The 22,718-nt window shown below is 74.8% G+C and carries 20 protein-coding genes; 14 read left to right on the top strand and 6 right to left on the bottom strand.

The window, feature by feature from the left end; genetic code table 11:
* Window positions 1–23 precede the first annotated feature (23 nt).
* On the top strand, window positions 24–857 hold the full coding sequence (locus tag ACZ4U4_RS10490; RefSeq protein ID WP_467871366.1) for an S-methyl-5'-thioadenosine phosphorylase: 834 nt from the start codon (window positions 24–26) through the stop codon (window positions 855–857).
* 764 nt (window positions 858–1,621) lie between these two features.
* Entirely contained in the window at window positions 1,622–2,131 is a 510-nt protein-coding gene (gene mscL, locus ACZ4U4_RS10495; RefSeq protein ID WP_467871369.1) for a large conductance mechanosensitive channel protein MscL, read from the top strand.
* Between the two features lie 40 nt (window positions 2,132–2,171).
* Here mscL and ACZ4U4_RS10500 read toward each other — a convergent pair whose 3' ends face one another.
* A complete protein-coding gene (locus tag ACZ4U4_RS10500; RefSeq protein ID WP_467871371.1) occupies window positions 2,172–2,513 on the bottom strand; it encodes a hypothetical protein in 342 nt (113 codons plus the stop codon).
* Window positions 2,514–2,727: 214 nt separating this feature from the next.
* Here ACZ4U4_RS10500 and ACZ4U4_RS10505 point away from each other — a divergent pair, with 214 nt between their 5' ends.
* From ACZ4U4_RS10505 to ACZ4U4_RS10520, 4 genes are read left to right on the top strand one after another with little or no spacing between them, the layout of a single operon-like run.
* On the top strand, window positions 2,728–4,005 hold the full coding sequence (locus ACZ4U4_RS10505; protein ID WP_467871374.1) for an ATP-grasp domain-containing protein: 1,278 nt from the start codon (window positions 2,728–2,730) through the stop codon (window positions 4,003–4,005).
* Window positions 4,002–4,889, top strand: coding sequence for a hypothetical protein (locus ACZ4U4_RS10510; RefSeq protein ID WP_467871377.1), 888 nt, complete (start codon window positions 4,002–4,004; stop codon window positions 4,887–4,889). The genes ACZ4U4_RS10505 and ACZ4U4_RS10510 overlap by 4 nt, the downstream gene beginning before the upstream one ends.
* Complete coding sequence (locus tag ACZ4U4_RS10515; RefSeq protein ID WP_467871379.1) at window positions 4,886–6,034, top strand: PLP-dependent cysteine synthase family protein; 1,149 nt, start codon at window positions 4,886–4,888, stop codon at window positions 6,032–6,034. Before ACZ4U4_RS10510 ends, ACZ4U4_RS10515 begins: the two co-directional genes overlap by 4 nt.
* On the top strand, window positions 6,031–7,095 hold the full coding sequence (locus tag ACZ4U4_RS10520) for a dipeptide epimerase (RefSeq protein ID WP_467871381.1): 1,065 nt from the start codon (window positions 6,031–6,033) through the stop codon (window positions 7,093–7,095). The genes ACZ4U4_RS10515 and ACZ4U4_RS10520 overlap by 4 nt, the downstream gene beginning before the upstream one ends.
* Before the next feature lie 119 nt (window positions 7,096–7,214).
* On the opposite strand, the gene ACZ4U4_RS10525 is transcribed toward ACZ4U4_RS10520, so the two are convergent.
* On the bottom strand, window positions 7,215–7,739 hold the full coding sequence (locus ACZ4U4_RS10525) for an AMP-binding protein (RefSeq protein WP_467871383.1): 525 nt from the start codon (window positions 7,737–7,739) through the stop codon (window positions 7,215–7,217).
* 534 nt (window positions 7,740–8,273) lie between these two features.
* On the opposite strand from ACZ4U4_RS10525, the gene ACZ4U4_RS10530 reads away from it, so the two are divergent.
* The gene (locus ACZ4U4_RS10530) at window positions 8,274–9,647 is read left to right on the top strand and encodes an MFS transporter (RefSeq protein WP_467871386.1); all 1,374 of its coding nucleotides are present in this window, start codon (window positions 8,274–8,276) and stop codon (window positions 9,645–9,647) included.
* 297 nt (window positions 9,648–9,944) lie between these two features.
* Here ACZ4U4_RS10530 and ACZ4U4_RS10535 read toward each other — a convergent pair whose 3' ends face one another.
* A complete protein-coding gene (locus ACZ4U4_RS10535; protein ID WP_467871389.1) occupies window positions 9,945–11,045 on the bottom strand; it encodes a MerR family transcriptional regulator in 1,101 nt (366 codons plus the stop codon).
* A 317-nt stretch (window positions 11,046–11,362) separates the two neighbouring features.
* Window positions 11,363–12,706, bottom strand: a complete 1,344-nt coding sequence (locus ACZ4U4_RS10540; protein WP_467871392.1) for an amidohydrolase — start codon at window positions 12,704–12,706, stop codon at window positions 11,363–11,365.
* A gap of 177 nt (window positions 12,707–12,883) precedes the next feature.
* On the opposite strand from ACZ4U4_RS10540, the gene ACZ4U4_RS10545 reads away from it, so the two are divergent.
* The 4 genes from ACZ4U4_RS10545 to ACZ4U4_RS10560 all read left to right on the top strand — a co-directional run bounded on the left by ACZ4U4_RS10545 (window position 12,884) and on the right by ACZ4U4_RS10560 (window position 17,946).
* The gene (locus tag ACZ4U4_RS10545; RefSeq protein WP_467871394.1) at window positions 12,884–13,915 is read left to right on the top strand and encodes a methyltransferase; all 1,032 of its coding nucleotides are present in this window, start codon (window positions 12,884–12,886) and stop codon (window positions 13,913–13,915) included.
* Window positions 13,916–14,133: 218 nt separating this feature from the next.
* Complete coding sequence (locus tag ACZ4U4_RS10550) at window positions 14,134–15,291, top strand: low temperature requirement protein A (protein ID WP_467871397.1); 1,158 nt, start codon at window positions 14,134–14,136, stop codon at window positions 15,289–15,291.
* A gap of 600 nt (window positions 15,292–15,891) precedes the next feature.
* On the top strand, window positions 15,892–16,698 hold the full coding sequence (locus ACZ4U4_RS10555; protein WP_467871399.1) for a L,D-transpeptidase family protein: 807 nt from the start codon (window positions 15,892–15,894) through the stop codon (window positions 16,696–16,698).
* A gap of 108 nt (window positions 16,699–16,806) precedes the next feature.
* Complete coding sequence (locus ACZ4U4_RS10560; protein WP_467871402.1) at window positions 16,807–17,946, top strand: P1 family peptidase; 1,140 nt, start codon at window positions 16,807–16,809, stop codon at window positions 17,944–17,946.
* 16 nt (window positions 17,947–17,962) lie between these two features.
* Here ACZ4U4_RS10560 and ACZ4U4_RS10565 read toward each other — a convergent pair whose 3' ends face one another.
* Window positions 17,963–18,679: a VIT1/CCC1 transporter family protein gene (locus tag ACZ4U4_RS10565; protein WP_467871405.1), complete on the bottom strand. Its 717-nt coding sequence runs from the start codon at window positions 18,677–18,679 to the stop codon at window positions 17,963–17,965.
* Between the two features lie 83 nt (window positions 18,680–18,762).
* Here ACZ4U4_RS10565 and ACZ4U4_RS10570 point away from each other — a divergent pair, with 83 nt between their 5' ends.
* On the top strand, window positions 18,763–19,362 hold the full coding sequence (locus tag ACZ4U4_RS10570; protein ID WP_467871408.1) for a YIP1 family protein: 600 nt from the start codon (window positions 18,763–18,765) through the stop codon (window positions 19,360–19,362).
* Window positions 19,363–19,372: 10 nt separating this feature from the next.
* Here the strand turns inward: ACZ4U4_RS10570 and ACZ4U4_RS10575 are convergent, their stop codons facing one another.
* Entirely contained in the window at window positions 19,373–19,633 is a 261-nt protein-coding gene (locus ACZ4U4_RS10575; RefSeq protein ID WP_467871411.1) for a hypothetical protein, read from the bottom strand.
* Between the two features lie 341 nt (window positions 19,634–19,974).
* Here ACZ4U4_RS10575 and ACZ4U4_RS10580 point away from each other — a divergent pair, with 341 nt between their 5' ends.
* Both ACZ4U4_RS10580 and ACZ4U4_RS10585 read left to right on the top strand, forming a co-directional pair.
* Window positions 19,975–21,189: a CaiB/BaiF CoA transferase family protein gene (locus ACZ4U4_RS10580; protein ID WP_467871413.1), complete on the top strand. Its 1,215-nt coding sequence runs from the start codon at window positions 19,975–19,977 to the stop codon at window positions 21,187–21,189.
* 82 nt (window positions 21,190–21,271) lie between these two features.
* Window positions 21,272–22,600: a L,D-transpeptidase gene (locus ACZ4U4_RS10585; RefSeq protein WP_467871415.1), complete on the top strand. Its 1,329-nt coding sequence runs from the start codon at window positions 21,272–21,274 to the stop codon at window positions 22,598–22,600.
* Window positions 22,601–22,718: the final 118 nt, after the last annotated feature.

Consider the following 22,718-nt stretch of genomic DNA (forward strand, 5'->3'; position numbering starts at 1 on the left):
CGGCACCCCGTAGGCTGACCGGCATGGCTGACGCGGAGATTGGCGTCATCGGCGGATCGGGTTTCTACTCCTTCCTCGACGACGTGACCGAGATCACGGTGGACACCCCCTACGGGAGCCCCAGCGACTCCCTGTTCCTCGGCGAGATCGCCGGGCGGCAGGTCGCCTTCCTCCCCCGGCACGGCCGCGGCCACCACCTTCCGCCGCACCGCATCAACTACCGCGCCAACCTCTGGGCACTGCGCTCCGTCGGCGTCCGGCAGGTCCTCGGCCCGTGCGCGGTGGGCGGTCTGCGGCCCGAGTACGGACCGGGCACGCTGCTCGTCCCGGACCAGGTGGTGGACCGCACCAAGGCCCGCGCCCAGACGTACTTCGACGGCGTCCCGCTCGCCGACGGCAGCATCCCGCGCGTCTTCCACCTGCCGTTCGCCGACCCGTACTGCCCCGCCGCCCGGACGGCGGCGCTGACGGCGGCGCGCGGCCGGAAGTGGGACGCGGTGGACGGCGGCACGCTCGTGGTGATCGAGGGGCCGCGCTTCTCCAGCCGCGCCGAGTCCCGGTGGCACGCCGCACAGGGCTGGTCGGTGGTCGGTATGACGGGCCACCCCGAGGCGGCGCTCGCCCGCGAACTGGGTCTGTGCTACGCCTCGTTGACGCTGGTCACGGACCTGGACGCGGGCGCCGAGACGGGCGAGGGCGTCTCCCACCACGACGTTCTGGAGGTCTTCGGGAAGAACGTCGGCCGGCTGCGCGAGGTCCTCTTCAACGCGGTCGGCGCCCTCCCGGCCACGGACACCCGGACCTGCGGGTGCGCCGAGGTGCACGACGGCTGGAAGCTGGGGATCGAGCTGCCGTAGGGGTACGGGGCGGGGCCTGCGGGGCGGGCCTTCGAGCGCCGAGCCGGGGCCGGGCTCGCGGGCCGGTTCCACGGCGGGCTTTCCGGGCCGGATCCGCCGCGACCCTCGGGGCGGGTCCCTCCGGCGGGTGGCGGAGTTGTCCACATCCGCCGGGGCCGTCCACAGGCCCGTACGCGCGGCGGGGTAAGCGGGCACGGTGGGTGCCGTCGGTCCCGTTCCCTCACCGCAGGCGGTGTTTCCCGTGCCCCACTCCCCGCTTCTCCCGTCCACCGCTCCGGCCGTCCGGCCGGCCCCGCCGCCGCTGCCCGCGCCCGCACCGTGTGAAGTGCCCCACTTCCCGCCGCTCCGGCTCGGTGGCACCCGGCGTCCGTGGCGCCGGGCCATGCGCTGGCGACTGGCCGCCGCCGGGCTCGCGATCACCGCTGCGACATGGGCATTTGCGGAATTATCGGACGCAGGTCGGGCTCCGTCGGGCGCCGGTTGTGCCGCTTCGGCGACGCCGGTGGGGCGGTAGTCCATGACGCAAGATCGAGTGGCGTCCGTTTCCCGGCCGGGCGAGACTTTTCCGGGCGGCGGGGCCGCTGCCGCACGCCGCCCGGAGCGCGCCCGATATTCCCGCGGCGCCCCGGATGTGATCCGTACTGACGCTCTGGCCGCTCACTGGTTCGTGTGGGGTGGCTGGACACCGCCGCCCCGCCCTGGCGTAAGTTGCGGTGCCGTTTGTCGGCGCACCGTCCGTAATGAGCATGGAGAGAGGCCCACTGGTGAGCGAGAGCAAGAGCGTCCTGCAGGGATTCAAGGACTTCCTGATGCAGGGCAACGTCATCGAACTCGCGGTGGCGGTGGTCGTCGGTGCGGCCTTCACCAACATCGTGAACGCGGTGGTGAAGGGCGTGATCAACCCGATCGTCGGCGCCTTCGGCTCACAGAACCTCGACAACTACAAGACCTGCCTCACCACCTGCGTCGTCGACAAGAAGACGGGCGAGTTCACCGACGGGATCTACATCCTGTGGGGCTCGGTCCTCAGCGCGGTGCTGACCTTCCTGATCACCGCCGGGGTGGTCTACTTCCTCATGATCCTTCCGATGAACAAGTGGAAGCAGCGGATGGAGGCCCGCAAGCCGGAGGAGGACGCCCCGGCGGACCCGACCGAGGTCGAGCTGCTGGCGGAGATCCGCGACGCCCTGATCGCGCAGCGCAACGGCTCCTCGTCGGCCTCGTCCGCATCGGAAGCCGGCGGAACGGTCATCACGCAGAAGTCGCAGTCGTAGCCGGACCCTGCGGACCCCTCGAACCGCTCCACCGCCTCGCTCAGAGGTGGTGGGGCGGTTTTTCGTCGAGGAAGCGCCGGAGGTCGGCGGCGGCGCCGGCCGCCTCGCCGGTGGGGCGCTCGCCCCAGCCGCGGTCCGAGTCGTCGTCGGAGCGGCGGGACAGCGGATCGTCGAAGATCAACGCGGCCCGGGCGGCCCGGCGCCGGGCGGCGGCCCGCTCCTCGTCGGCGTCCCTGGCCGCCTGCTCCTCGTCGGAGCCCTGGCCGGAGCCTTCGGGTGCCTGGTCCGCGGCCTGCTCGTCCGGGGCCGGCCGGTCCTGGTCGGGCGCGGGCTGCGGCTCGCGGGGGTGGGCCGGGTCGTCGGATGCGGGGGTGGTGCTCACCCCTTCAGGGTACGGCCGGCCCGGGCCCGGCCTCCGGGCGGCCGCGGCGGGGCGGCCCCGCGGCCCGGGGGCGAGGGACCGCGAACTCCCGCCACCACACCCCAACATGACATTGAAAATCATTACCGATACCGTGATCCCCGGGTCACTGCGGGACCGCGGTCCGGGGTTCCCGGACTCCGGGTCCCCGCGCATCTCGCGGCGATGGGGAGTCATGGGACATCTGTTGATGGTCGAGAGCTGGGTGGGCTCGATGAGCCGGCTGCTGCCACGGGCACTGACCGACGCCGGGCACACCTTCACGTTCCTCACCCGGGATCTCCAGCACTACCTGCGGTCCGCCCCCGAGGGGACCGCCCACCCGCTGCTCGGCGCCCGCAACGTCCTCACCGCCGACACCAACGATCCGGCCGCACTGCTGCCGTACGTACGGCGGCTGCACGGCGCGCTGGGGTTCGACGGGGTGCTCAGCTCCTGTGACTACTACCTGCCGACGGTCGCCGCGCTCGCCGGGGAGCTGGGGCTGCCCGGTCCGGACGCGGACGCCGTGGCCGCCGCGTGCCGCAAGGACCGCACCCGGCGCACGCTCGCCGCGGCGGGGGTGCCGGGGCCGCGGTTCGCCGTCTGCGACGGGCTGCCCGCCGCCGCTCTCGCCGCCACGGAGATCGGCTATCCGCTGGTGGTGAAGCCGGTGGACCTGTGTGCGGGCATGTTCGTCCGGCGGGTGGACGACGAGCGGGAGCTGGCCGCCGCACACCGTGCACTGGGCGCCTTCCCGGTCAATGCGCGCGGCCAACGCCGCTCCCCCGCGCTCCTGTTGGAGGAGCTGCTGGAGGGGCCCGAGGTCAGCGTCGAGACCGTGACCACCGGCGGCGTCACACACGTCATCGGCGTCACCGACAAGAGCCTGGGCGGCGCCCCGGCGTTCATCGAGACGGGGCACCTCTTCCCCGCCGCGCTCGCCCCCGGCGAAGCCGCCGCGGCGGCGGAGACCGCATGTGCCGCACTCGACGCGCTCGGCCTGGACCAGCTCGTGGCGCACACCGAGATCAAGCTGACCGCGGACGGCCCCCGGGTGATCGAGGTCAATCCGCGCCCGGCGGGCAACCGCATCACCGAACTCGTCCGCCATGTCACCGGCGTCGACCTCGCGGCCGCCTGCGTGGCCCTGGCGCTCGGCGAGGTGCCTGACCTGGAGGTCCGGCCGACGGGCATACCGGAAGCGGCGATCGGCTTCCTGCTGGCGGAGTCCGACGGCGTACTGACCGGCTACGGTCCGGCCGGATGCGAGGCGCCGCCGGAGCCGGCGGCCCCCGGTGTCCTGGAAGTGGTGCTGGCCGAGCCGGGGACCCGGGTGCGGGCCGCCGCCGACAACAACGGCTATCTGGGGCACGTCATGGCGGCGGGGAGCGGCGCGCCGCCCGGTGACGCCCGCAGCCGCGTCGCCGAGCTGCTCGCCGCCGTCCGCCCGCGTGTGGCGGTGGACCGATGAGCGCCCCGCCCGCCGTCCGGCCCGCCACCGCCCCGCTCACCGGCTGGCCGGACCTGGAGACGCTGCAACAGGCCGTGGTGGACGGCGCGTTCGGCCTTGATCCGCGGGAGGTACGGATCTCCACGGCGTTCGCCACCAGCCAGGCGGTGCGCCACGACGGGCGGTCCGGCGGCTACCGCAACGAGGTGCTGAGTCTGCGGCTGGGCGCGGCCGTCGGCTCGTGCGCGGCGGAGCCCGGCGCACTGCCGCCCGAGGCGGTGACGGACGCGGTGGGCGCGGACGTGGCGACGCTGCTGACGCATCCGCTGCCGGTGGTGCGGACCGCCGCGCTCGACGCGTATCTGATGCACCGGCTGCCGCACACCGCGGCGCACGGGGCGCGGCCGCTGGCGCTGGCCGCGGGCACCTCCCTGGAGAAGTCCCGGGCGCGGGCGCGGGCCGTCGTGGAGCTGCTGGCGCCGGTGGTGCCCGCCGGCGGCCGGGTGCTGGTCGTCGGCGTCGTCAACTCCCTGCTGGAGGCGTTGCGGTCGTACGGGCTGGCGTATGTGCCGTGCGATCTGAAGGGCGGGGTGACGGAGTGGGGCGAGACGGTGGTGCGGGACGCGGCGGGCGCCGTCGGGGGCTGTGACGCGGTGCTCGCCTCGGGGATGACGCTCGGCAACGGCACGTTCGGACCGCTGCGCGCGCTGGCCGCCGCGCGCGGGCTGCCGCTGGTGCTGTTCGCCCAGACCGGCAGCGCGGTGCTGCCCCGCTTCCTCGGCGCGGGCGTGCACGCGGTGTGCGCGGAGCCGTATCCGTTCTTCTGGCTCGACGGCGGGCCCGGCACGCTGTACCGCTACGGCGGGCCGGCCGACGGCGTCCGGTGCGAGGGGAGCGGCCGATGAGCGCGCCGACGACCGCCGCCGCGCTTTCGGCGCCGCCGCGCGCACCGCAGCGGCGGGTGCGGCCGGACGCTGCCGATCCGCATCTGTTGTCGCTGGTCGGACGGACGCCGCTGGCGCGGATCACCGCGGATCTGCCGGGCCCGCAGCCCGGGTTCTGGGCGAAGCTGGAGGGGCACGGCGTCGGCGGGATGAAGGCGCGGGCCGCGGTGTCGATGCTGCTGGGGGCGCGGGAGCGCGGTGAGCTGCGGCCCGGTGCGCCGGTGGTGGAGTCGACGTCCGGCACCCTCGGCATCGGGCTGGCCTTCGCCGGGCAGGCGCTGGGCCATCCCGTCGTCCTGGTCGGTGACGCGGAGCTGGAGCCGTCGATGCGGCGGCTGCTGCGGGCGTACGGGGCACGCCTCGAGCTGGCCGACCGCCCGGCGGCGCGCGGCGGCTGGCAGGCGGCCCGGCTGGCGCGGCTGCGCACGGTGCTGGCGGAGCTGCCCGGCGCGTACTGGCCGGATCAGTACAACAACCCCGACAACCGCGCCGGTTACGCCTCGCTCGCCGCCGAGATCGCCGGTGCGCTGCCGCGGCTGGACGTCCTGGTGTGCAGCGTCGGCACCGGCGGCCACAGTGCAGGGCTCATCGGCCCGCTGCGGCGCGCCCGGCCCGGGCTGCGGCTGATCGGGGTGGACGCCACCGGCTCGACGATCTTCGGGCAGCGGGCCCGGCCCCGGCTGATGCGCGGGCTGGGCAGCAGCATCCACCCGCGCAACGTCGATCACGCCGCGTTCGACGAGGTGCACTGGGTGGGCCCGGCCGAATCCGCCGACGCCTGCCGCCGGTTGGCGCGGACCAGCTTCGTCAGCGGGGGCTGGAGCACCGGCGCCGCGGCGCTGGTGGCGGCGTGGGCGGCGCGGACCCGCCCCGGCGCGGTCGTCGCGACGGTCTTCCCCGACGGCCCGCACCGCTATCTGTCGTCCGTCTACGACGACGACTTCACCACCGCGCACGGCGTGGACTGCGCCGCCGCCCGCACCCACCCCGTCGAGATCCCCCATCCGCACGCGGCCGAGGCGACCGGCTGGACGCGCTGCACCACGGTCCTCGCGCCCCGCGCGGCGCCCGGGCCGCCCCGTCCCCCACAGGAGACCCCCGCGTGAAGGCATCGCTGCGCACCACGCGCCTCGAACTCGCCGAGCCGCTGCGGATATCCCGCGCCACGATGGCCGCCCGGGACGCGGCCTGGTTCACGGTGGCGCACGGCGGGCTGCGCGGCCACGGCGAGGCGGTGGCCAGCGCCTACTACGGGCTGGACGCGGCCACGCTGGTGCGGTTGCTGCGTGCCGCGTCGGCGGAGGTCGCGCGCCATGCCGACCCGGAGTCCGCGCTGGCGGCGGTGCGCGCCGGTGAGCTGTCGCCGCAGGCGCCGCCCGCCGTCACCGCGGCCGTCGAGTCGGCACTGCTGGACCTCGTCGGCAAACGGTCAGGACACGGTGCGTACCACCTGCTGGGCGCGGCCGGTCCGCCGTCCGCGCCGACCGCCCGCACCCTCGGCATCACCACCCCGGAGCGGGCCGGGACGCTCGCCGCGCGGCTGGCCGGCCGCGGCTTCACCCTGCTGAAGGTCAAGGCGGGCACGGCCGACCCGGAGGACGATCTCGCCCGTATCCGGGCAGTGCGCGCGGCGGCCCCGCACGCCCGGCTGCTGCTCGACCCGAACGGCGCGTGGAGCGCCGCGCAGGCCCGGGAGCTGCTGCCGCGCTGCGCGGAGCTGGGGGTGGCGGCGGTGGAGCAGCCGCTCGCGCCCGGTGATCCCGAGGCGCTGGCCGCGCTGGCGGCGCGCTCGCCGCTACCGGTGATCGCCGACGAGGACGCGGTGTCGTACGAGGACGTGCGGCGGCTGGCGGGCCGGGTGCAGGGCGTCAACGTCAAGCTCGCCAAATGCGGCGGGGTGTTCGCGGCGCTGCGCATCGCCGAGCTGCTGTCAGGCAGTGGCACGGAGCTGATGCTGGGCTGTCTGACGGCCAGCACCCTCGGCATCGCACCCGCCGTCCATCTGCTGCACCGCGCCCGCTGGGTCGACCTCGATGGTCATCTGCTCCTCGCCCACGACCCGTGGCGCGGCATCGGCGGCACGGACGGGACGGTACGGGCGGGCGACGGCCCCGGGTTGGGGGTACGTCCGCGGGCTCGGGAAGAGCGCCCGGGGGCGGTCGGCTGAGCCGGGGAGCGGGCCGCCGGTCGGCAGGCGGCGGCGGGGCTCGGCCCGTGCGCACCGGCCGCGCGGGGTGGGGGCCGGTCCGGGCGCGTGACGGCGGCCGGACCCGGTGCGCCGACCGCTCAGACCTGCTCCAGCTCGTCGTGCCACCAGTGATCGCGACCCGGCTTCCAGCCCACGGGGCGGGCGCAACGGCTGACGACGAGGACGGGCGCCGTCACCTCGCGGCAGGTGGCGTGGTGCAGGGCCCGGTCCAGGACCGGCTTCACGGGGCGGACGGAGCCCTCCCAGAACGCCGCGTCCGCGGTGACCAGCACCCGTGCGCCCGAATCCTGTATGCGTTCGGCGAGTTGCGGGGCGGTCAGCTGCACCGGGAGCGTGGTCCGGATGGCGTCCAGCTGTCCGCAGGCGAGGGTGACTATCACCGATTCCGGGACCAGCGGCAGATGGACGGCGACCCGGTCGCCCGCGCCGACGCCGAACCGGCTCAGCACGGTCGCGGCGCGCTCCGCCCGGTCGAGGAGCATGCCGTGCGTCAGCTCCTCCAGCCGTCCCGGCTCGCCGGACCAGGTCAGTGCGGGCCGCGAACCGCCCGGCCGACGGGGGGCCCGCGGCTCGCTGGGGCCATCTGCATGCTCTGAGGTCACACGGCGCAACATGCGGACCAGCCTGAAGATCACCGATCAACGATCGCTGAACGTCCGCTGTACGCACCCGCCGGCGGTACCGCCCGGGCGGTCACGGCGCGTGTCCGCGGGGCCCGTTCGCCCGTGGGCGCCCCCGATGCGGCGCGGGCCGCTACGCTACCGAAGGGCACCGCGCCCGGCGACCGTCCCACCGGTCACCGCCGGCCGCCTCGTTCCGCACCGTGCCTCACCTGGTGCGCACCGGCTCTTCCGGTACCGCTTCCGGCTTCTGCGCCGTTCCGTACGGCCGACACCGTGCCCGGTCTCCCAGGAGCGCCGCGTCCGGTCGCCCGGCGGATCTTCTCAGGTCCCGCGACCGCCGACGCCCCGCACGGCTCCGGCCCGCCTCCCCTCCTGCCCCTCGTTCCGGGCACCCAATCCCCTCCCCCGCGACGGATGTCGCCCCCATCTGCCCCCGCCACGCGCCTCCGCGCCCCGGCGCGCCCGTCCGCGCCGCGCGCCCCACGCGTGCGCCCGTACGAGAGGCCGTCCCGGATGCCCCTGCCCCCTTACGCCCCGCCGCCCCTGTCGTCCCCGTCGCCGCACGGGGCCGGGCCGGACGGCAGGTGGGCGCTGACCGCGGTGGTGCTGGGCGCGTTCTGCGTCCAGCTGGACTCGTTCGCGCTGCATCTCGCGCTGCCCGTCATCCGGGGCGAGCTGCCGGGCTCACCTGCCCTGGGGCGCGCGGTGAGCGGCGGCTATCTCCTGGCGGCCGGGGCGCTGATGCCGCTCGCCGGGCGGCTCGGCGACGCGTACGGCAGGCGCCGGATGCTCCGTGCCGGGCTGCTGCTGTTCGCCGCTGCGGCCGCCGCCTGCGCCCTCGCGCCGTCGCTGCCGCTCCTGGTGGCGGCCCGGGTGCTCCAGGGGGCGGGCGCCGCGTTGATCATGCCGAACGGGCTGGCGCTGCTCACCCGGGTATTCCCCGGCCCCCGGGGGCGGCGGATGACCGGGCGCGCCCTGGGACTGGCCGGACTCGCCACCGCCTGCGGCCCGTTCGTGGGCGGCGCGGCCACGGAGTACGGCTCCTGGCGGGCCGTCTTCTGGCTGACCGCGCTCCCGGCACTGGCGGCCACGGCGGCCGTCCGGCGCGCCCCTGGGGCGGCCGGGCGGACCGCGGCGCATCCGGACGCGGCGGGCGCGGCCGCCGCCACGGCGGCCTGCGCCTGTCTGGCGCTCGGCCTCGGCGGCGGCCCCCGGTGGTGGGCCTGGCTGGCCGCCGCTGCGGTGCTCGGCACCGGCTGCGTACGGCGAGCGCGTCGGGCGGCGCCGCTCCTGGATCCGGCGCTGCTCCACGACGGTCGCTATCTGCGGCTGACGGCCTCGGGGGCGGTGGCCAACGCGGCGACGGTGGCCCTGTTGTTCACCGTGCCGCAGCTCCTGGAGCGGTCCGCCGGGCTGTCACCGGCCGTCGCCGGCCTGGTGTTCCTGGTGCCGGCCGGGGCGTTGGCCGCCGGTGGTCCGGCCGCCGGACGGGTGCGGCCGGCGGCCGGAACGGTGGTGATGGCGGGCTGTCTGACCGTGGCGGCCGTCGCGTGGGGCGCGTTGCCCCTGGGCGGTACGGATCCGCTGCCGCTCCTGGTGGCGGCGACGGTCGCGGCGGCCGCCCTGGGGACGGCGGGTGCGCTGGCCCTCACCGGGACGCAGGCACTGGCGGCGGCCGACGGCGCGGGCTCGGCCGCCGGGGTGACCAAGGCGGTCCTGACCGTCACCGCCGGTCTGGGCCTCGCCCTGCCGGTCCCGGACGACGGCCCCCGCCCCGCCCTCCTCGGAGCGGCCTGCCTGACGACGGCGCTCGGCCTGACCGCCCCGGCCGCCCTCCGGACGCTCCGACGACTGCTGCGGAGGGGCGGGCGGGGGACGCGTGAATGACCGCCGCCCAGGCCCGTCCGTCCGGCCGGGAGCGCTCCGCCGCGCAACCTCCGCGGAGTTATCCACAGGCCCGGCGCGACACGCGCCTCCGGTCGTATGTTGAGCCCGCGAAACGAGCACGGAGCGTGACCGAACGCAGTACAACGGGGGTACGAAATGAGGAAGTTGACGATCGGCCGGCGGGCGGAGCAGCACGGTTCGGACGGCTGCGACGCCGCCCTGCGCGGGTGCCGTGCCCGGCGCGGGGACCCGCGCCGGGCCTGGCGGTGGCTGCGCCGTCCGCCGCGGCTGCTGCGGTCAGGCGTCCGCGGCCACCGTGTCGGCGACCACGCACCCGAGGTTGTCCGGCGCACCCGCCTCCCGCGCCCGCGTGATCAGTTCGCTCACTGCCTGTTCGGGGCCGGGCGCAGCGGTCAGCACCTCCTGGAGGGTGCCGGGCGGCAGGACGGTGTGGAGCCCGTCGGTGCACAACAGGTACCGCTCGCCCGGGCGGGCGTCCAGCAGCTGAAGGTCGGGGGCGAGCCCCTCACCTCCGTCGAGGGCGCGGGACAGCAACCCGTGCTGCGGATGCCCGGGCGCCTCCTCGGGCGTGAGCCGTCCCTCGTCGATGAGGGACTGCACCGGGCTGTGGTCATGGGTCAGCCGTACCAGCCCGGCGTCCCGCAGGACGTAGCAGCGCGAGTCGCCGATGTGCAGCAGCGCCGGCCGCGCCCCGGTGTGCAGCAGCGCCGTCAGGGTGCAGCCCGCCTCCGCGCCCTCGGCGGCGAGCTGCCGGACCGCGCGGTTGGCGCGGTGTGCGGCCTCCTCCAGTGCGTCGAGGAGATCCGCGGGCCCGGGCTCGCGTGTCTCCAGGGTGGTCAGTTCGGCGAGCGCGGTGGCCGCCGCCCGGCCGCCGGCCGCGCCGTATCCGTCGGCGACGGCGAGCAGCCGCCGCCCGGCGTACGCCGCGTCCTGGTTGGCGGTGCGGACGAGCCCGCCATCGGTCAGGGCCGCGGCGCGCAGTGTCACGGGAGTGGGAGTGGTCGCCATGGTGGAGTCCTTCCGGGACAGTTGGTCGACGAGGAAGACGGCCAGGTCCCGGCGGGCCGCGGTGTCGGCCTCGACCTGGGCCCAGTACGCGGCGACCGCGGTGGCCGCGGCGTCCGGCGGCAGGGCGCACACCTCCCGGATGCGGGCCAGCGGCATCCCCAGCCGGCGCAGCCAGGCGACGAGCCGCGCCCGTTCCAACTGCGCCGGCGCGTAACGCCGGTAGCCGGTCAGCGGGTCGACGTGTGCCGGGGGCAGCAGGCCGAGGTCGTCGTAGAGCCGCAGTGCCTTGGGCGAGAGCCGGCAGGCGCGGGCGAATGCCCCGATGGTCAGCAGCCCCGCCCCGTCGCCGCGGTCCCCGTACCCCGTCACCGTCCGCCCCTTCCCGGGCCGTCCGGCCGCCGTGGGGCGGGCAGCCGCCCGGCCCAGGCGCCCGGCCGTCCTCCTCGTACCGGGCCCGTCGCCCGGCTCCACCGATGCTGTGGCTTCCCCCAAGGGCAAGGTCAACCACGTCCGTCACCGGGTCCGGGCATCTGCCGTCAGGGCCGTACCGGGCGGCGTCGGAGCGGCCGTCGGGCGGTACGGAACGGGTATCGGCGGCGGGCCGCGCCGCCGCGTCCCGGGCCCGCCGCCCCGCAGCGGCTCCGGCGCACCTCGCCGCCCGGCCCGGGGCGCCGCCCGCCCCGCCGCTACGGCGCTTCGAGCCTGCTCAGGGCCGCCGTGGCGAGGGCCTGGACGCCCATGGTGAGGGTCGGGCGGGCGACGGGCGCGAAGCGCGGCGAGTGGTTGGAGGGGATGTCCTGTGCCAACCGCCCGGCGGCGAACGCCGTGTGGAACGCGTCCGGGTCCCAGCCGCCCAGCCACCAGTAGTAGAGCGGCGCCCCGGCGGCCGTCGCCAGCAGCCCCGCGTCCTCGCTGCCGGCCGCCGGGTCGTACGCGAACAGCCGCTGCTCACCGAAGAGTCCGGTGAAGGCGGAGTTGACCTGCCGCAGCGTCCGCGCGTCGTTGAAGGTCACCGGGAAGTCGTCCAGGACCGCGGTCTCCGGGGCCCGCTTCGCGCCCGACGCCTCCGCCTCGGCCCGGGCTATCCGGTCGATGGCGCCCAGCACCCGGGACCGTACGGCGTCGTCGAAGGTGCGGACGCTGAGCTTGACCACGGCCTGGTCGGGGATGACGTTGGCGGTGTCCCCGGCCTGGAACGATCCGACGGTGACCACCGCCCGTTCGCCGGGCGCCACCTCGCGCGCCACCACGGACTGCACCCGCTGGACGAACGACGCCGCCATGACGATCGGGTCGACGGTGGTCTCCGGCCGGGAGCCGTGGCCGCCGCTGCCATGGAAGGTGATCTTCAGGCTGTCGGCCGCCGCCATGCACGCCCCGGGGCAGTACGCGATCAGCCCCGCGCCGAACGGCGCCACATGCTGGGCCAGCACCACGTCCGGCGTCGGCACGATGCCCTCGGTGTAGAGCCCCGCCGCCAGCATCGCGCGGGCGCCGCCGCCGTTCTCCTCGGCGGGCTGGAAGAGCACCACCAGCGTCCCCGACCAGTGCGCCCGCCCGGCCGCCAGCAGATCCGCGGCGCCCAGCAGACAGCTGACGTGCACATCGTGCCCGCAGGCGTGCATCACGCCGGGCACCGTCGACGCGTACGGCAGACCGGTGTCCTCGGTGACCGGCAGCGCGTCCATGTCGGCGCGCAGCAGCACCACCGGGCCGGACCCGTTGCGGAGCACCCCGGTGACACCGGTCCCGGCTATCTGGGTGGTGACGTCGTAGCCCCAGGAGGTCAGCCGCCGGGCGGCCTCGGCCGCCGTGCGCGTCTCCTGGAAGGACAGCTCGGGGTGGCGGTGCAGATCCTCGTAGAGCGCCACCAGCTCGTCGAGGCGGTCGTCGAGCGGGGCGAGCACGGCGTCCCGGTCCGCGGCGGCGTCCGCGCCCCCGCCGCCGGGACCGCCCCCGCCCGGGTGTCCGCCCCCGCGCCCGGCGGTGGCATCGGTCCTGGTCTCGCGGTCCTCGTCACGGTGGCCCATACACGCATTCGATCACGGTCCGCCTGTCCGGGCATCTCTGTCGGCCACCTCCGTACGGCGCGATCCGGGCGCCCGGCTGGCCGGACTTCGCGGGTGCGGCCCGGCGCTCTGGTGACACGCGGGCCGGACGCTGCCACCGTGGACCAGCACCTTCACGTCAATGACCGGAGGCGGACGTTGGCCACTTCATCCCCCCGACCGACCGGCGAGCCCACCGACCTCGTCGCGCACCTGACGGACCAGGCGCTGGGGCACCTCTTTTCGGCCGCGCTGCGCACCGCGGCCCACCTCCGCATCGCCGACCACCTCGCCCGCGGCCCCCGCACCCCCGAGCAGCTGGCGGAGGCCACCGGCACCCATGCCCCGCATCTGCGCCGGATGCTGCGGCTGCTCGCCAGCCGCAGCATCTTCCACGAGGACTCCTCCGGCACCTACCAACTGACGCCCGCCGCCCGGCTGCTGCGTACGGACACACCCGATTCGCTGCACACCGCGGTGCTGATGCTGACCGACCCGCTGTTCCTGCAGACGTCCGAGAAGCTGGAGGAGACCGTCCGGGACGGCGAGGCGCCCTTCGAGCGTCTCTTCGGGCAGCCCCTCTTCCAGTACCTCCAGGGCGACGAGCGGGCCCGCACCCTCCTCGACGACGGGATGGCCTCCCTGTCGGCCACCGCGGACGAGGCGGTCGCGGCGGCCTACCCCTTCCCGGAGACCGGCACGGTCGTCGACGTCGGCGGCGGGCGCGGCGGGCTGCTCCGCGCGGTGCTGCTCCGCCGCCCCGAGCTGACCGGCGTCCTGGTCGACCAGGCACCGCCGCTCGCCCGGCACCTCCTCCACGACGACGAGCTGAAGGGCCGCTGGCGCACCGAGGAGGCCGACTTCTTCACGTCCGTCCCGGAGGGCGGCGACGTCTACGTCCTCAAGCACGTCCTGCACGACTGGACCGACGAGCGGTGCCGGGACATCCTGCGGACCTGCCGGACCGCGATGGCGCCCGGCAGCCGGATATTGATCGTCGAATCGGTGCTGCCGCCGGGCAACGCCCCGCACTTCGGCAAGACGATGGACGTCGCGATGATGGCGGTCGTCGACGGGCGGGAGCGGGAGTCGGAGGAGTTCGCGGCGCTGCTGTCGTCCAGCGGCTTCCGGCTCACCCGCGTCCTGCCGACCGCCGCGACGCCGTCCGTGGTGGAGGCGGTGGCAGAGTGAGCTGACCCGGCACCGGCCCGTGCGTACGGCGGGCCCGGGCGCGGCGCCCCGACCACGGCGGGCGCCGCGCGTCACGGGCCGAGCCGCCACGCACCGGGCCGGGCGCGCGACGGCAGAGGGGCGGCGTTGGCTGCGCCGGTCCGCCGGGCGGGGCGCGTACCGTCGGGCCGTGTGATCACGCAGGGTGGATCACCGGCCGACCCTGGAGGAAGCGCACCGTGCCGGTCCGTATGCGAGCCCGCCGCACCGACGAGGCGCACCGCGCCTCCACACCGCTGGAACTCTTCTTCGACCTGTGTTTCGTCGTGGGCATCGCCCAGGCCGGACGTCAGCTCGTGCACGCCCTCGCCGAGGGGCACCCCGGTCACGGCATCAGCGGCTATCTGATGGTCTTTTTCGCCATCTGGCTGGCGTGGGTGAACTTCAGCTGGTTCGCCTCCGCCTACGACACCGACGACACGCTCTACCGGATCACCACGCTGGTGCAGATCGCGGGCGTGCTGATCCTGGCGGCGGGGGTGCCGCGGGCGTTCGGGCAGAGCCAGTTCGCGGTCGTCTGGTTCGGCTATCTGGTGATGCGGCTGGCGATGGTCGGCCAGTGGCTGCGGGCCGCGCACGGCTGCGGCGGCGAGGAGCGCCGCACCGCGCTGCGGTACGCGGGCGGCGTGGTCCTGTGCCAGGTCGGCTGGCTGGGGCTGCTGTTCGCGCCGGAGCAGGGCCGTCCGTGGGTGTTCCTGGTGATGGCGGTGGCGGAGCTGTGCGTACCGGTGTTCGCGGAGCGGCACCGGGCGACGGCGTGGCATCCGGGGCACATCGCGGAGCGGTACGGGCTGTTCACCATCATCGTGCTGGGCGAGACGATCTCGGCGGCCACCGTCGCGGTGCAGTCCGCACTGGACGAGCACGACGAGCTGAGAGCGCTGCTGCCGATCGCCGCCGGTGGTCTGCTGCTGGTCTTCGCCGCGTACTGGATCTACTTCGCGGTCCCCATCCATCTGCACCTGCGCTCCAGCCGTCAGGCGTTCGTCTGGGGCTACGGCCACTACGTCGTGTTCGGGTCGGCGGCGGCGATCGGTGCGGGCATCGAGGTCGCGGTGGAGCAGTCGGTCGGCGCCTCGCATCTGTCGCTCCCGGCGGCGTCCGCGTGTGTGACGGTGCCGGCCGCGCTGTTCCTGTTCAGCGTCTGGCTGCTGCACTCACGCCATCAGAAGCGGGGCTGGGCGCAGCAGCTGGTGCTGCCCGTCGCCGCGGTCGCGGTGCTGGGCTGCACCTTCGCCGGGACGTACGCGGTGTTCGCGGCCGGTCTGGTGGGCGCGGCGGCGGTCGCCGCGGGCGTCGCCCTGACCTCCCGCCAGGGTGCGGCGCTGAGCGCGTGAGCCCGGCGGAGGGGCACCGCCCCGGAGCCCGTAGGCCCGGGGCCCGGCGCCTCCGCCACCCCGGTGAACGGAGCAGTCCCCCGGCCCGACCGGGGGAATCACAGCGGCCGATTTCGGTGGCCTGGGAGGTTCCCCCGGTCGCGTGAGGGGCCGTCCGCCGCTCCGCACGGCGCCGCAGGACCGCCCACACCCCGGTCAACGGGGCGTCACGCGCCGGTCTCCCTCCTCCGGCGTACGCCCGTGACCTGCGACTCCTCGGCATTGGGAGTCAACTCGTGGACAGCTAGGGGTTTTTGCGGGGAATTTTCAGCCATGTTCCGGCCCTGCCGACGGACCGTCACCGTCACCCCGGAAGGGACCGTAAACCGCGACACTCCGACCTCTTTCGGGCGTACATTCCGGGCGTCCGGGCCCCGCGATCCGGATGCGCGGACGGATGCCCGGGCGGCGACACGACCGCCTCGCGGTAGGGTGCAGATTGCCCTTTTTATGCCTACGAGCCGCTCGCCCGCAGGCATCTGAGAGCCCGTACCGTCCGATTGTGTCCGACCGCCGTACCCGACCGTCCGCATCTGATCCGTATCTGAGGAGACGCCAGCCATGGCCGCCCGCCACGCTCAGCCCCGCGCGCGCAAAAGCATGTCCCGCCGCGGGAAGGCCGTGAGCGGTCTCGCGCTGACCACGTTGATGGGCACCGCCCTGTGGGCCTGGCCCGCATCCGGCGATGACCACGACGCTCAGCAGGAGGCCAAGAACGGCACCCCCGCGTCGGTATCCGGTCCGGAGAAACCGTCCGGTGCCAAGACCGTCGCCAACGCCACACGCCCCATCCCGGGCCTCAGCGACGCGGAGCGGAAGCAGATACCGGCCAACTCCCGTCAGGTCCTCGTCGTACGGGGCACGGACAAGGACTCCTTCGACTCCAAGGTGGTCCTCTACACCCGGGCCAAGGACTCCGACGACTGGCACGCCGGCGAGCAGTGGTCCGCCCACAACGCCGCGCACGGCTGGACCGACGACCACCACTACGGCGACCTGCGGTCCCCGGAAGGCGTCTTCGACCTGACCGACGCCGGTGGCCTGCTGCCCGCCCCCAAGGGCACCAAGCTCCCCTACGACCACAACGACAGCTTCGTCGCCAACGGCACCGGCGTGGAGGGCGAGCCCCTGGCGGGCGCGTTCGACTACGTCATCGCCATCAACTACAACCGCGTACCCGGCACCTCGCCGCTGGATCCGGAGCGTCCGGACGGTGACGAGAAGGGCGGCGGCGTGTGGCTGCACGTCGACCACGACGGCCCCACCCAGGGCTGTGTGAGCCTCAAGCCCGAGGTGATGCGGGAGCTGCTGCGGACCCTGGACCCCGCGCAGCACCCGGTCATCGTGATGGGCCCGGGCACCGGCTGACGGCCCGCCGGCCGGGCCCCGCGCCCGGCCGGCCCGCCGCACCCGGGGCCGCTCCGTGCCCCGCCTCACCCCTGCCCCGTGCCGCGCCCGCCGTGGTACGCATGGGGCATGGCTGACGCAGCGCACCGCCACGACGCCCTGACCGATGTGCCCGGCCTGCGGGTGGGCCACGCCCAGCGCATCGGCTCCGGCCGGCTGTCCGGCACCACCGTGGTGCTCGCGCCCGAGGGCGGCGCCGTCGCCGCGGTCGACGTACGCGGCGGCGGGCCCGGCACCCGCGAGACCGACGCCCTCGACCCCCGCAACCTCGTCCAGCGCGTCGACGCCGTCGTCCTGACCGGTGGCAGCGCCTTCGGGCTCGACGCCGCGTCCGGGGTCGCCGCCTGGCTGGAGGAGCGCGGCCGCGGCTTCCGCGTCGGCCCGGATCCCTCACAGGTGGTGCCGGTCGTCCCGGCCGCCGCCCTCTTCGACCTCGGGCGCGGCGGCGACTGGCGGGCCCGGCCGGACGCCGCGCTGGGCCGGGCCGCGGTCCATGCGGCGGACCGCTCCCCGGCGGGCGGCCCCGTCGAGCGCGGCAACGTCGGCGCCGGTACGGGCGCGGTGGCCGGCGGGCTCAAGGGCGGGATCGGTACGGCGAGCGTGCTGCTGCCGTCCGGCGCCACCGTCGCCGCGCTCGCCGCCGTCAACGCCGCCGGATCGCCCGTCGATCCGCGCACCGGAGTGCTCTACGGGCAGCTCCTCGGGCCGGACGGGGCGCCCGCCGCGCCGCCCGCACCGGAGCGGCACGAGGCGGCGGTCCGGGCGCTGGCCGCGGCGCGCGCGACCTCCCGGGAGCGGTCGGCGGCCTCGGCCCGGCCGCCGCTCAACACCACCCTGGCGGTCGTCGCGACGGACGCCGTGCTCACCCGCGCCCAGGCGCAGAAGCTGGCCGGCACCGCGCACGACGGGCTGGCCCGCGCGGTGCGCCCCGTCCATCTGCTCTCCGACGGCGACACCGTCTTCGCGCTGTCCACCTGCGGCCGCCCGCTCGCGCCGGAGGGGGCGGGCACCGACCCGGCGTTCGCCGTGCACACCGGGGCCGGGGTGCTCAACGACCTCCTCGCCGCGGGCGCCGACGTCCTGACCCGCGCCGTCACCGACGCCCTCCTCACCGCCACCTCCGTCGACGGCCCCGGCGGCCACTTCCCCTCGTACACGGAGCTGTACGGCGCGACGGCCGCGCCCGGGGCGGGCCCGGAGCGGTCCTAGGGGGTGTCCGCCGCCGTCAGGCCCCGCTGGCGCCCAGCGCCGAGCCCGCCACATACGTGACGATCATCGCCAGCGCCCCGCCCCCGGTGTTGCGGAGGACCGCGGGCAGGGCCGGGGCGGAGCCGAGGCGGGCGCTCAGCCAGCCGCACAGGGCGAGGGCGGCGAGCACGGAGACGACGGTGATCGGGAGCCGCAGGCCGTCCGGGGGCAGCACGATCGCCAGCAGCGGGAGCAGCGCGCCGACGGTGAAGGCGAGGAAGCTGGCGCCCGCCGCGTGCCAGGGATTGGTCAGCTCGTCCGGATCGATGCCCAGCTCCACCTCGGCGTGGGCGCGCAGCGCGTCGTGGGCGGTGAGCTGCACGGCCACCTCGCGGGCGAGCTTCGTGCTCAGGCCCTTCGCCTTGAGCAGGCCGGTCAGCTCGATGAGTTCGGCCTTCGGCTCGGTGGCCAGCTCCCGCCGCTCCTGGACCAGCGCGGCCTTCTCGGCGTCGCGCTGCGTGGAGACGGAGACGTACTCGCCCGCCGCCATCGACATGGACCCGGCGAGCAGCCCCGCGAGTCCGGCGGTCAGCAGGGTGGTGGGGGAACTGGTGGCTCCGGCGACGCCGACGACCAGGCCCGCGGTGGAGACCACCCCGTCGTTGGCGCCGAGCACCGCGGCGCGCAGCCAGTTGAGCCGTCCGCCCAACCCGCCGCTGTGCGCCTCACCGTGATCGGGAGTCTGCTCGCTCATGTCCGCAGGCTCTCATCCACGGCCCCGATCCCGGCGCCGACGCCACCGCGTCGCGGCAGAACGGCCGATGGTAGAACGGCTGTATGCCCGCTCCGCCGCCCCCACCCACGCTCGTCCAGCCGGCCCCTCCCGTACCCGAGCGGCGGCGGCTGTGGTGGCACCGGCTGTTCCTCGGCCTCTGGTACCGCCCGGTGGAGGTCCTGGACGAGGCGCGGGACCGCTCCGCGTGGAGCGCCGCGGTGGTGCTGTGCCTGGTCAGCGGTGTCACCGGGGTGCTGTCGGCGGACGCCTTCCATGCGCAGTGGGCGTCCGACCCGGGCGCGGCGCTGAAGCTCTTGGGGCTGGCCGTCGGGTGCGTGCTCGTCGCCAGCTTCGCGCTGGGCGCGGCCACCCACGCCATCGCGCGGACACTGGGCGGCAACGGCCGCTTCGCGCCGACCACCAGCCTGTTCATCGTGCTGTTCTGGGTGACCGACCTGCCGCGGCTGCTCCTCGCGACGTGGCTGCCCCCGCACGCCACCTTCGTCCAGGCGCTGACGTGGACGACCTGGGGCTTCGGCTACTTCCTGGCGGTGCTGCTGATACGCGGTCAGCACCATCTGCCGACGCACAAGGCGGCCACCGCGATATCGGTGCAGATGCTGGCGGCGCTGGCGCTGCTCAAGCTCGGCCCCGCGCAGTGACCCACCGGGCTCAGCCGCGGCGCGTCAACTGCCGTACGAGCACGGCGAACGCCTCGCGCTCGGCGGCGGTCAGCTCCACGCACTCGGCGGGCGGACCGGCCGGGCCCGTCTGCCGCGGCACCCGGTCCAGCAGCGCCCGGCCGTCGCGCCCGGTCGCCGCCCGGTGCTCCTCCCGGCGCAGCAGCCGGAGCAGCCCGACGACCCAGACGACGCTCGCGACGCCGAGCACGGCGAATCCGATCAGCTGAAGGGTCTCAAGGGTGAGGAGCATGCGGTCCTCCAGGGCAACGCGGGCGGTGGACGGTGCGGCCCCGCGGGAGCGGCGGCTACGGGGGATGGGGCGGATGCCGTGATCGGGGAGAATGCGGACGGCCTCCCGCGGCACTCTACGGGCACCGCGTGAAGTCCTGTACCCCTCAAGAGAATTACCGGTATTGCAGTACTTCACACCATTATGCGGGAACTGTCTGCCGACTCCGGCCGTCCCGCTCCCCCGCCTCCTCTCCGGGGCGGCAGAATGCGCCCGTCCGCCTTGGACACCGCGGCGCCTTCCCGCGCCCCGGAGCCTCCCCGACGATGGCCGCACCCGTCCGCGAGGTGAGGAGTACGCACGTGCCGCAGCCGTCCCCGCAGTCACCGCCTCCGCAGCAGCCCCCGGAGCACGCCCGCGCCCTCGACGGGCTGCTCGTCGCCGACTTCAGCCGGGTACTGGCCGGCCCGCTGGCCGCGGCGACCCTCGCCGATCTGGGCGCCGACGTCGTCAAGGTGGAGCGGCCCGGCGCCGGTGACGACACCCGGACCTGGGGCCCGCCGTTCGGCCCCGACGGCACCGCCGCGTACTTCGACGCCGCCAACCGCTCCAAGCGCGGCCTCGCGCTGGACCTCGGCGACCCCGACGACGCGGCCGCCGCCCGCGAACTGGCCCGCCGCGCCGATGTCCTGATCGAGAACTTCCGGCCCGGCGCCCTCGCCAAGTACGGCCTCGACGCCGCCTCCACCCGCGCCGCCAACCCGCGCCTGGTGCACTGCTCGATCACCGGCTTCGGCTCCGGCGGCGGCGCCCATCTGGCCGGATACGACTTCGTGGTGCAGGCGGTCGGCGGGCTGATGAGCATCACCGGGGAGCCCGGCGGTACGCCGCTGAAGGCCGGGGTGGCCCTCGTCGACGTCCTCACCGCGAAGGACGCCACCACCGCGATCCTCGCCGCGCTGCACCACCGCGAGCGCGCCGGGCGGGGCCAGCTGGTGGAGGTCAATCTGCTGTCGTCGCTGCTGGGCTCGCTGGTCAACCAGGCGTCCGGGCAGCTGGCGACGGGGAGCGATCCGGGGCCGATGGGCAACCGGCACCCGAGCATCGCCCCGTACGAGACGCTGGCCTGCCGGGGCGGGCTGCTGGCCGTCGCGGTGGGCAACGACCGGCAGTTCCGGGCACTGGCAGAGGCCCTGGGCACCCCGGAACTGGCCGATGACGACCGCTTCCGCCGCAACCAGGATCGCGTACAGAACCGCACGGAACTGGTCGAACTGCTGGAGAAGTCGCTCTCGTCAGATACACCGCGGAGGTGGACGGAGCGGCTCACCGCGGCCTCCGTACCCTGTGGGCCCATCAACACCCTCTCCGAGGCGCTGGAGTTCGCCGAGGGGCTCGGGCTCGCGCCTGTGACTCCTGTGGGAGAGGGGAGAATTCCGCAGGTCAGCAGTGCACTGCGGCTCTCCGAGACACCTGTCACAGCCCCGACGCCGCCACCGCGTCTGGACGAACACGGCACACCGCTGCGAACCTGGCTGTCAGGCCCTCCCGACCATCCCCTTCCGCCATGCGTGTGACCTTGCCCACAAGTTCAGGCCATCCGCAACCAATTCCCGCCGTACGTGCTGTTTACCAGCACGGATCACACAACACCCTTGTATGGAGCAGCTCGTGACATCGCCGGACAACTCCACCACCGCACGGTCCCGCACCTCGCACCAGCTGCTCCAGCCGCCCGAGCAGGACGCCACCGCGGCGCCGCGCCGGGGTCGCCGGAACCGCCGCGCCCTCGCGCTGTCGGCGCTGCTCGCGGCCGGTGCGCTCACCCTCTCGGCGTGCGGCGGCAGCGCCGAGGCCGGTTCGGGCGACGGCAAGAACGGCCAGGCGGGCGCGGACGCCGCCGCCGCGAAGGACGCCTCGGACGCCAAGATCACCGTCTCGTCGAAGGACGGCGCGACGGACGCCAGCATCAACGACACCGGCGTGAAGGTCACCGGCGGCAAGCTGACCGACGTCAAGCTGACGGTGGCCGACAGCGGCGCGCCGGTCGAAGGCGCCATATCCGGCGACGGCACCTCCTGGAAGCCCGGCGCCCAGCTGGAGCGGGGCACCAAGTACAAGCTGGTGGCGAACGCCAAGGACGCCAAGGGCCGTTCCGCCACCGAGAACGCCACCTTCAGCACCGTCTCGTCGGACCACAGCTTCATCGGCAACTACACGCCCGACGACGGCAAGACCGTCGGCGTCGGTATGCCGGTGTCGTTCAACTTCGACAAGGCCATCACCAACAAGAAGGACGTCCAGTCCCACATCACGGTGACGTCCGACAGCGGCCAGGAGGTCGTCGGCCACTGGTTCGGCGCGCAGCGTCTCGACTTCCGGCCCGAGGAGTACTGGAAGGCCAACTCCAAGGTCACGATGAAGATCGACCTGGACGGCGTGCAGGGCGGTAACGGCATCACCGGTGTCCAGTCCAAGACCGTCACCTTCACCATCGGCCGCTCGCAGGTCTCGACCGTCGACATGAACACCCAGACCATGACGGTCAAGCGGAACGGCTCGGTCCTGAAGTCCGTGCCGATCTCGGGCGGCAGCTCCGACCACCCGACCTACAACGGCCAGATGGTCATCTCGGAGAAGTTCACGCAGACCCGCATGGACGGATCCACGGTCGGCTTCGGCGGTGAGTACGACATCAAGGACGTCCCGCACGCCATGCGGCTCTCCTCCTCCGGCACCTTCATCCACGGCAACTACTGGGGCTCGCCCTCGATCTTCGGCAAGTCCGGCACCAGCCACGGCTGCGTCGGTCTGCGCGACGCGAAGGGCGGCGGCGGGGACACCCCCGGCAAGTGGTTCTTCGACGAGTCGCTCATCGGCGATGTGGTGATCGTCAAGAACTCCCACGACAAGACCGTCCAGCCCGACAACGGCCTCAACGGCTGGAACCTCTCCTGGTCCCAGTGGAAGGCGGGGAGCGCGGTCTGAGCGTGCCCCCGGGCGCGCGGCCTTCCCGCGCCTGACCGCCGGATATATGCGAATCGACGGCCGATCCTCCTCGTGAGGGTCGGCCGTCGGTATGTGTAGGGCGCCGTCGTTCTCGCCG

This window comes from Streptomyces sp. NPDC029159 (assembly GCF_055564055.1).